The organism is Aminobacter sp. P4_H6_2 (assembly GCF_056400805.1).
In genome coordinates this window covers 1-2,580 of sequence record NZ_JBFUKO010000716.1, presented here as the reverse complement: position 1 = coordinate 2,580, position 2,580 = coordinate 1, and the positions used below count along the sequence as shown (strand labels likewise).

Below are 2,580 nucleotides of genomic sequence, written 5' to 3'. Positions count from 1 at the left end.
CTTGTTCACCTATTTGTCGCTGTTCGGCTTTGGCATGATCGCAATCAACGCGATTGCGATCCTGCTTGGCCTGCAGCCGCTGACGCGGGTGCGCAACGCGCTCGCCATGGTCCGAGAGGGCACCGCCCAGCGCCTCACCGGACGTTTTCCTGCCGAGATCCAGCCGCTCGCAAATGAGACCAATGCGCTGATCGAAAACAACCGCCGTATCGTCGAGCGGTCGCGAACCCAGGTCGGCAATCTTGCGCATTCGCTGAAAACACCGCTTGCGGTGATGCTCAACGAGGGGCGTGCTCTGGGCGGCCCCAAAGGGCAGCTCATTGCTGACCATGCCGCCGCGATGCAAATGCAGATTGATCATTATCTTCAGCGGGCCCGGGTTGCCGCGCAGCGGGAAAGCGTTGTCTATCGCACGCCGGTCGCGCCGCTGCTGCAGCGCATGGTGCGGGTGATGGAAAAGCTCTCGCGTGGCGCAACTTTCTCCCTGAACCTGCCGGCGACCGAGGTTGTGTTCGCAGGCGAGCGCGAAGATCTCGAGGAAGTTGTCGGCAACCTGCTCGAAAATGCAATGAAATGGGCGCACAGTGCCGTCAAGGTTTCGGTCGAGACAGCGGCGCCCGTGGCCGAGGAGCCGCCACGGTTTTCGATCCTGATCGAAGATGACGGGCCAGGAATTCCGGAGGAAAAGGCACGCGAGGCGCTCCAGCGTGGCAAGCGTCTCGACGAGACCAAGCCAGGTACGGGCCTTGGCCTCGCCATCGTCGCTGATCTGGTCAAGGAGTATGGCGGCACGCTTCGATTGGAGCGATCGGCGATGGGGGGACTGAAGGCCATCGTAGAGTTGCGCGGAGTGCAGTAGAAATGGCTGGCCGAATCGGCCCCATTTCGGCCAAAGATGCAATCTAACGCGGCGCCAAGCCCTTGTAAGCGGACGCAAATTCGGGACCGGTGATGAGCATGAGACTAAGGGTGGCACTGGTTGCGGGAATGCTGGCTGGCTCCGGCTGCACAACCTCCGGTTTGGGTAGCGGCAGCGGGATTGTTCCGTCGCTCGGCGGTGGAGACAGCTCGGCCTCTAGCGGCAAGGTCGCGACGCGTATCATCACGGCCATGGATGGTGGGCTGATTGGCGGCTCGATCGGCGGCGGCTTGAGTGACGGCGACCGGCGCAAGGCGCTCGAAGCCGAGTATCGTGCGCTGGAATATGGTCAGGGCGGGCAGACGGTTGCCTGGAAGGGCGAGGGTCGCTCGGGCGAAGTTGTCGCAGCACAGCCGTATCGCGTCGGCTCGCAGGACTGCCGGCAATACTCGCAGACCGTGTTCACCACCGGAACGCCACTGACCGCGCGCGGAACGGCCTGTCGCAACGCTGACGGCAGCTGGACGCCGCTGACCTAAGTTCTCACGCGTTGTTGCTTTGGCAAAACATCCTGAACCGTCAATAAGCCGCAGGACGAAGATGTTGGCAGCTTGGTGGCTGCTGGCTATTTAGGTGAGCATGTTGTTCTGGGTCATAGCTGCTGTACTGACACTTGGTGCGAGCCTTGCGGTTCTGTTGCCGTTGACGCGGCAGGCCGAAGGCGAAGCCGACGCCAGCCACGACCTTGAAGTTTATCGCGACCAGCTTGGCGAAGTCGACAGGGACGCCGCGCGCGGGCTCATTGCTCCATCCGACGCCGAACAAGCGCGGRCCGAGATCGCACGCCGCATCATCAAGCTTGATGCCGATGGGGCGCCGAAGTCGAAGAACGAACCTCAGCTCTCCTCGCGGCTGGTCGGCGTCATCGCCGTGCTCGCCGTTCCGTTGCTGAGCTGGAGCATTTACACCGCGATCGGCTCGCCGGACGTGCCGTCGCAGCCTTTGAGCGCGCGCCTTTCGCAGAAGCCGGCGGACAGTTCCGTTGACGAATTGATCGCCCGCGCCGAGGCGCATCTTGTCGCGAACCCGTCGGACGGACGCGGCTGGGATGTGCTGGCACCCGTCTATCTCAGGATGGGCCGGGCCGATGACGCGGTCACAGCCTATCGCAACGCCATCCGTATCGAAGGCTCGACAGCTGCCCGCGAAGCTGGCCTTGGCGAGGCGATTGCCGGTTCCTCGGGCGGAATCGTTACTGCGGACGCGCGAATGGCCTTCGAAGCCGCGCTCAAATTCGAGCCAGCCAATCCCAAGGCGCGCTATTTCCTTGGCTTGGCGCTTGCCCAGGAAGGCAAGGTTGCCGAGGCGGCCACCGCCTGGCGTCAGATGGCCGTGGGCCTGCCGGCCGACTCGCCATGGCGACCAGTAACTGAACAGGCGATCGCCCAGGCCGAAGGTCGCACCGCACCGGCCGATGAGGCAGTTGCCGGTCCCGGACCCAAGCAGGACGACATCGACGCTGCTGCGTCCATGTCGTCCGGCGACCGCACGACGATGATCGAGGGCATGGTCGCAACGCTGGACGAAAAGCTGCGCCAGAACCCTCGCGATCCGGAAGGATGGCTGCGACTGGTGCGTTCATATCAGGTGCTCGGCAAGACCGATCTGGCCCAGGACGCGCTTGGTCGCGCCTATACCGCACTTGGCCGTGACAGCGAAGA

At 63.5% G+C, this 2,580-nt stretch carries 3 protein-coding genes; all 3 read left to right on the top strand.

Annotated elements, in window-relative coordinates; translation table 11 throughout:
• On the top strand, positions 1 to 859 hold an 859-nt coding region (locus tag AC1DUU_RS29110), incomplete at its 5' end, for an ATP-binding protein (protein WP_476786798.1).
• A gap of 98 nt (positions 860 to 957) precedes the next feature.
• Complete coding sequence (locus tag AC1DUU_RS29105) at positions 958 to 1,398, top strand: hypothetical protein (protein WP_476786800.1); 441 nt, start codon at positions 958 to 960, stop codon at positions 1,396 to 1,398.
• A gap of 100 nt (positions 1,399 to 1,498) precedes the next feature.
• On the top strand, positions 1,499 to 2,580 hold a 1,082-nt coding region (ccmI, locus tag AC1DUU_RS29100; protein WP_476786799.1), incomplete at its 3' end, for a c-type cytochrome biogenesis protein CcmI.

Bases quoted from the DNA above. Each gene is read 5' to 3' on its own strand.
- AC1DUU_RS29105 (WP_476786800.1), top strand. From the start codon at position 958: ATGAGACTAAGGGTGGCACTGGTTGCGGGAATGCTGGCTGGCTCCGGC.